General features: G+C 70.7%; 7 protein-coding genes. 5 read left to right on the top strand and 2 right to left on the bottom strand.

The window, feature by feature from the left end; translation table 11 throughout:
* Positions 1-2: 2 nt before the first annotated feature.
* Positions 3-1106: an SCO1860 family LAETG-anchored protein gene (locus tag AC2CJA_RS21895; RefSeq protein ID WP_484604386.1), complete on the bottom strand. Its 1104-nt coding sequence runs from the start codon at positions 1104-1106 to the stop codon at positions 3-5.
* Positions 1107-1326: 220 nt separating this feature from the next.
* Complete coding sequence (locus tag AC2CJA_RS21890) at positions 1327-2424, bottom strand: amidohydrolase family protein (protein WP_484604385.1); 1098 nt, start codon at positions 2422-2424, stop codon at positions 1327-1329.
* A gap of 94 nt (positions 2425-2518) precedes the next feature.
* Here AC2CJA_RS21890 and AC2CJA_RS21885 point away from each other — a divergent pair, with 94 nt between their 5' ends.
* From AC2CJA_RS21885 to thpD, 5 genes are all read left to right on the top strand, one after another.
* Positions 2519-3145: a SigE family RNA polymerase sigma factor gene (locus AC2CJA_RS21885; protein ID WP_484604384.1), complete on the top strand. Its 627-nt coding sequence runs from the start codon at positions 2519-2521 to the stop codon at positions 3143-3145.
* 357 nt (positions 3146-3502) lie between these two features.
* Positions 3503-4039, top strand: a complete 537-nt coding sequence (gene ectA / locus AC2CJA_RS21880) for a diaminobutyrate acetyltransferase (RefSeq protein WP_484604383.1) — start codon at positions 3503-3505, stop codon at positions 4037-4039.
* A gap of 82 nt (positions 4040-4121) precedes the next feature.
* Entirely contained in the window at positions 4122-5390 is a 1269-nt protein-coding gene (gene ectB, locus AC2CJA_RS21875; protein WP_484604382.1) for a diaminobutyrate--2-oxoglutarate transaminase, read from the top strand.
* Positions 5391-5524: 134 nt separating this feature from the next.
* Positions 5525-5929 carry an ectoine synthase gene (locus AC2CJA_RS21870; protein WP_093655460.1) on the top strand — a complete coding sequence of 135 codons (405 nt, stop codon included), beginning with the start codon at positions 5525-5527 and terminating at the stop codon, positions 5927-5929.
* A gap of 138 nt (positions 5930-6067) precedes the next feature.
* Positions 6068-6967, top strand: a complete 900-nt coding sequence (gene thpD / locus AC2CJA_RS21865) for an ectoine hydroxylase (protein ID WP_484604381.1) — start codon at positions 6068-6070, stop codon at positions 6965-6967.
* Positions 6968-7053 lie beyond the last annotated feature (86 nt).

Below are 7053 nucleotides of genomic sequence, written 5' to 3'. Positions count from 1 at the left end.
GGTCAGGCGTCGGCCGCGCCGGAGGCACGGCGGCGCAGCATCAGCAGCCCGCCGCCCGCGGCGACGAGCGCCAGGGCCCCGCCGGCGATGTACGGCGTGGCCGAACTGCCGCCGGTCTCGGCGAGACTGCCGTCGGGCTTCCCGCCGGACGGCTGCGGACCGGTCTGCGGCCGCGGGTCGTTCTCCTCGCCGTCGGCGGAGCCGGAGGAACCGGCCGAGCCGCTGTCGCCGCCGGTCGAGCCCCCGGTGGAACCATCGGTGGAGCCGCCGGTGCCGGAGCCCGCGGTGGAACCGCCGCCACTGGCGGAGCCACCGTCGGTGGAGCCGGTGGAACCGCCCCCGGAGGAACCGCCTTCCGTGGAGCCGGTGGAACCGCCCCCGGTGGAACCGCCGTTGCCGCCTCCCTCGCCGCCGGGCGTCTCGCAGGCCGCCTCCACCAGCGTCACCCGGCCCTTGACCCCGGCCACGCCCAGGTTCGCCGGGTCCACCGCGATGTCCAGCCTCAGCGCGGTGGCGGCGGCCGTACGGCTGGTGGTCACGGTCTCGGCCGGCTTCAGCTCGACCGTGCCCACGCCGTCCACCCGGACCGAGGTGGTGCCGCCGGCCGTCACCGCGACCTTCTTGCCGAGCACCCTGACCTCGCCGACGAACAGGGACCGCGCGTCCGGTTCGGCACCGGCCTCGCACACGGCCTCGGAGGTGACCTTCTCGACGTGGACGAGCGGCTTCGTACCAGGAATCCTCTTCGCCGTCCCGGGCAGGTACACCTTGGCCTCGGTCAGGTTGGAGTACCCCTCGGCCTTCCCCTCCTCCACCGTCGCCCTCGAGGTGGCGGCCTCCGCGTCCAGCATGGTGAACGGCTTTCCGCCGTTCGCACCGTCCACCCGGGCTTCCAGCAGGGTCTCGTCGGCGCTCCTGGGAGCCCTGACCGAGTTGAGCTCGATGTCCAGCGGTACGGCGGCGCCGCCCTTGAGCAGGGAGACCTCCAGGTTCGCCCGGAGTACGGCCGCACTCGCCGAGCCCTCGTCGCCGGCGGCGTTCGCGGGCGCGGCGGTGACCCCCACCAGAGCGGCGGCGGCGAGCAGGCCGTAGACAGACTTGTTCACAGGTGAAACCCCCACGGATTGCATGACGTCACCGGCGGCCAAGAGGGGACATCGCCCGCACCGGTGACTGAGACCACGCCATTGTTGACCCACGTAGAGCGAAAGAGCGAATACATAGCGTTAGTTCACTCGAAAGAGTCACACCAGGTGCAGTTTTCGATTCGCGAATCCTGGGTACTGTCTATCCCTCTGCGACGCGGACAGGCGCGGCACACGCCCCTCACCCGACGGGACGCCCCCTGAGCAGCACCGCCCGCGGCGCGGCCAGCACCCGTACGTCGGCCCGCGGGTCCGCCTCGTACACCACCAGGTCCGCCTCGGCACCCTCCTCCAGCCCCGGGCGTCCCAGCCAGGCACGGGCCGCCCAGGTGGTCGCGGACAGGGCGTCCAGCGGCGGGATGCCCGCCGCCACCAGCTCCGCGACCTCGTCGGCGACCAGCCCGTGCGGCAGCGAGCCGCCCGCGTCCGTGCCGACGAAGACCGGGATGCCCGCGTCGTACGCCGCGCGCACGGTGTCGTAGCGGCGCTCGTGGAGCCGCCGCATGTGGTCGGCCCAGCGGGGGAACCTCTTCTCGCCGCCCTCGGCCAGCCGGGGGAAGGTCGCGATGTTGACCAGGGTGGGGACGATGGCGACGCCCCGCTCGGCGAAGAGCGGGATGGTCTCCTCGGTCAGACCGGTGGCGTGCTCGACGCAGTCGATCCCGGCCTCCACCAGGTCGCGCAGTGATTCCCCGGCGAAGCAGTGGGCGGTGACCCGCGCGCCCTCCTCGTGGGCGGCGGCGATGGCGGCCTCCACCGCGCCGCGCGGCCAGCAGGCGGCCAGATCGCCCCGCTCGCGGTCTATCCAGTCGCCGACGAGCTTGACCCAGCCGTCGCCGCGCCGCGCCTCGCGCCGCACGTAGGCCACCAGGTCCCCGGGTTCGATCTCGTGGGCGTAGTTGCGGATGTAGCGCCTGGTGCGGGCGATGTGGCGGCCGGCCCGGATGATGCGCGGCAGGTCCTCGCGGCCGTCGATCCACCGGGTGTCGGCCGCCGACCCGGCGTCCCGGATGAGCAGCGTCCCGGCGTCGCGGTCGGTGAGCGCCTGCTTCTCGCTGGCGGCCTCGTCGACGGCGCCGTGGGCGTCGAGTCCGACGTGGCAGTGCGCGTCCACCAGCCCGGGCAGCACCCAGCCCTCGACCGTGACCGTCTCCAGCGGCCCGGTGGGCCGCTCGTAGGTGATCCGCCCGTCCACGACCCACATCTGGTCTCGGACGTCGTCGGGGCCGGGCCCGGTCAGGACCCGTCCCCGGATGTGGAAATTCCCGCGCTCGCTCATATGCCGCACTGTACGAGTCCCCTGCTACGCTCACGCAGCCGCAGGGGGTCGTGGCGCACCGCTTCACAGGACCCGTCAGCCCTGAGGAGGTCGCGTGGACGCCCCCGCCGAAGAGTTCCACGCCTTCTTCGACCGGCACTACGCCGATCTGTCCCGCCTCGCCTATCTGCTCCTGAGCGATCCCGAGGGGGCCGACGACCTCGCCGCCGACGCACTCGTCGCGGTGTGGCGCCGGTGGGAGAGCGTGCGCGCGGACGGGCATCCGTCGGCGTACGCGCGGAACGTGGTCGTCTCCATGGCGCGCACCCGGCTGCGCAGCCTGGTGCGCGAGCGCCGCCGGATCGCCCTGTTCTGGTCCCAGCGGCCCGACCGCGTCGACGATCCGGACGTGCCCGCGGTGCTGGACGTGCGCGAGGCGCTCGCCCGGCTGCCGCTGCGCAAGCGGGCCTGTGTCGTGCTGCGGCACGCCTTCGACCTGTCGGAGAGGGAGACCGCCCGAACCCTGGGCATCTCGGTCGGCACCGTCAAGAGCCAGACCTCGCGCGGCATCGCCGAACTGGAGCGGATGCTGACGCCGGCCCGGACGGGCTCCGACCGCGCGCACGAGAGCACGCGGACGCCGCACACCGAACCCGCGGGGCGGGACGTCCGCCGGCCCGGGGCTTCCGCCGAGTTCCCCGAAGAACCTCACGATCCGGTTTCACCGGGATATCTTCCATGAATCGAAGATGAATTTACGGGCATTCCATCTGAATAGAATCCCGTACGCTTATGCCCGCTCACGCGGTCCTTAAACACTAAGATTTGACATCGGCGAACCGCGTATTTCGGACACGTTCCGCGCTCGTTATGGATCTGTGACGGACTCAACACCACTTCCCTTTTGCCCGGAAAATACGGGGCACACCAGGCATAACGCATCGCCCTCCGTGCGCGTGCGCACCTGCGCGCGATAACACACGAAGCGCGTCCGCGTAACCCCTGACCTCGATGTGATTTGAGTTCGCTCTGGGTAAATTGGATTTGCATGACCGCCGCACAAGCAGACCATGCAGGTGCCCACAGAAAGACCATCGAAATGCCGGAGGGACTGAAGCTCGACGCGCCCCGCGTGGAGGACGGCGCAGCGATCTGGCGGATCGCGCGCGACTCCCGGGTCCTCGACCTCAACTCCTCCTACAGCTACCTCCTGTGGTGCCGCGACTTCGCCGCCACCTCGGTGGTGGCGCGCGACGGCGACGGTGAGCCGGTCGGTTTCATAACCGGCTACGTCCGGCCGCGGCACCCGCGGACCCTGGTCGTCTGGCAGGTCGCCGTCGACCACGGGCAGCGCGGACGCGGCCTCGCCGCGGCGATGCTCGACGGGCTGACCACCCGCGCCGCCGAGGAACTGGGCATCGACGGGATCGAGACGACGATCACCCCTGACAACACCGCCTCCAACCGACTGTTCACCTCCTACGCGGAGCGCCACGGCGCACCGGTGCGGCGCGACGTCCTCTTCGAGGGCGCGCTGTTCCCGGAGGAGGGGCACGAGCCCGAGGTGCTGTACCGGATCGGGCCCGTTCCCACCCTGGCCTCCGCAGCGACCGCACCGGCCGCCGCCGGCGGCTGACCGCCGCGCGGCGCGCCGCACCGCGCCCCGGCACCCTGAAGACTTCTCACTCCTCCCGCAATCCATCTCCCAGGAGATCGCCGTGACCATCACCCAGCCCGACCTGAGCATCTTCCAGACCCTCGAATCCGAGGTGCGCAGCTACTGCCGCGGCTGGCCCACCGTCTTCGACCGGGCGCGCGGAAGCCACATGTACGACGAGGACGGCCACGCGTTCCTCGACTTCTTCGCCGGCGCCGGATCACTGAACTACGGGCACAACAACCCGGTCCTCAAACGCGCCCTGCTGGACTACCTGGAGCGCGACGGCGTCACCCACGGCCTGGACATGTCCACCACGGCCAAGCGCGCCTTCCTGGAGACCTTCCAGAAGGTGGTCCTGCAGCCGCGCGGCCTGGACCACAAGGTGATGTTCCCCGGCCCGACCGGCACCAACGCCGTCGAGGCGGCCCTGAAGCTGGCCCGCAAGGTCAAGGGCCGGGAGTCGATCGTCTCCTTCACCAACGCCTTCCACGGCATGTCCCTGGGCTCCCTGGCGGTGACCGGCAACGCCTTCAAGCGCGCCGGCGCCGGCGTCCCCCTGGTGCACGGCACCCCGATGCCGTTCGACCGCTACCTCGACGGCAAGGTCGAGGACTTCCTGTGGTTCGAGCGCCTGCTGGAGGACTCCGGCTCCGGCCTGAACCGGCCGGCCGCCGTGATCGTCGAGACCGTGCAGGGCGAGGGCGGCATCAACGTCGCCCGGGCCGAGTGGCTGCGCGCCCTGGCCGACCTGTGCGAGCGCCAGGACATGCTGCTGATCGTCGACGACATCCAGATGGGCTGCGGCCGCACCGGCGCCTTCTTCTCCTTCGAGGAGGCCGGGATCACCCCCGACATCATCACCGTCTCCAAGTCGATCAGCGGCTACGGGCTGCCGATGGCGCTGACCCTGTTCCGGCCCGAGCTGGACGTGTGGGAGCCCGGCGAGCACAACGGCACCTTCCGCGGCAACAACCCCGCCTTCGTCACCGCCGCCGCGGCCCTGAATACCTACTGGGCCGACGGGCAGATGGAGAAGCAGACGCTCGCACGCGGCGAGCAGGTCGAGGCCGCCCTGCGCGCCATCGCCGCCGAGCACCCCGAGGAGGTGGCCGACGTCCGAGGCCGCGGCCTGGTGTGGGGCATGGAGTTCCACGACAAGGCCCGTGCCGGCTCCGTGGCCTCCCGTGCCTTCGAGCTCGGACTGCTCATCGAGACCTCCGGCCCCGAGAGCGAGGTCGTCAAGCTGCTTCCGGCGCTGACGATCTCCCCCGAGGAGCTGGACGAGGGCCTGCGCACCCTGGCCCGCGCGGTCCGCGAGACCGCCTGACACCCGCGGCACCGCCCGTCCCCGGCGCCCGTTCCGGCGCCGGGGGCGTCCGGTCGCCGCACGCACCACCCGAACGGCCCATCCCGCAGGCTTTTCCGCGGATGGGCCTCTGACCGGAAAGGCACCACTTCACCGTGATCGTCCGATCGCTACAGGAAATCGAGGACACCGACCGCCACGTCAGGTCCGCCTCCGGAACCTGGGAGAGCAAGAGGATCGTGCTCGCGAAGGAGCGTGTGGGCTTCTCGCTGCACGAGACCGTGCTCTACGCGGGCACGGAGACCTCGATGTGGTACGCCAACCACGTGGAGGCCGTCCTCTGTGTGGAGGGCGAGGCCGAGCTCACCAACGACGAGACCGGCGAGAAGCACTGGATCACCCCCGGCACCATGTACTTGCTGGACGGGCACGAGAAGCACACACTTCGTCCCAAGACGGATTTCCGTTGCGTCTGCGTCTTCAACCCGCCGGTCACCGGCCGCGAGGACCACGACGAGAACGGCGTCTACCCCCTGCTCACCGAACCGGACGAGAGCTGACGTCCCGCACCGGCCGAGCCAGACGGGCCGGTGCGGGACGTCAGCCGAGACCACACGGGAGGCCCTGGCGAGAGAACCCGCGGCGAAGCGGCCATACGCGGGTACAGGGCCGCACGATGAGGAGAGGAAGGCAGAACCATGACCACCGCACCCGAACGCACCGCAGACCTCTACCCGACCCGGGGCGCCTCCGAGGTGATCACCCCCCGGCAGGACCCCACGGTGTGGTCCGCTCCCGGCACCCCGGGACCGATCGAGACCGCGGACCTGGAGTCCTTCGACCGGGACGGCTTCCTGGCGATCGACCAGCTCATCACCCCCGATGAGGTGGAGATCTACAACCGGGAGCTGAACCGGCTGGTCTCGGACCCGCTGATCCGGGCGGACGAGCGTTCGATCGTGGAGCCGAAGTCCCAGGAGATCCGCTCCGTCTTCGAGGTCCACAAGATCAGCGAGGTCTTCGCCGGCCTGGTGAGGGACCCGCGGGTGGTGGGCCGCGCCCGTCAGATCCTGGGCTCGGACGTGTACGTCCACCAGAGCCGGATCAACGTCAAGCCGGGCTTCGGGGCCTCGGGGTTCTACTGGCACTCCGACTTCGAGACCTGGCACGCCGAGGACGGCCTGCCGAACATGCGGACGGTCTCCGTCTCGATCGCCCTGACCGAGAACTACGAGACCAACGGCGCCCTGATGATCATGCCCGGTTCGCACCGGACGTTCCTCGGCTGCGAGGGCGCCACGCCGAAGGACAACTACAAGAAGTCCCTGCAGATGCAGGACGCGGGTACGCCGTCCGACGAGGCGCTGACCCGGCTGGCCGGTGAGCACGGCATCCGCCTGTTCACGGGCAAGCCCGGTTCGGCGACCTGGTTCGACTGCAACTGCATGCACGGTTCCGGGGACAACATCACCCCCTACCCGCGGAGCAACGTCTTCATCGTCTTCAACAGCGTGGAGAACACCGCGGTGGAGCCGTTCGCGGCGCCCGTCCCGCGCCCGGACTTCCTCGGCGCACGGGACTTCACCCCCGTGAGGTGACCGCTCACGCGCGGTAGCCGCCCCGTGGGGTGAGAGGAGCACACGGCGCACCGTTTCCCGCCGGGCCGTACGGAACGGCCCGGCGG

The organism is Streptomyces sp. ATLC9 (assembly GCF_057196705.1).
Note: the sequence above shows the minus strand (reverse complement) of the source record. Positions and strands in the feature narration are given on the sequence as shown.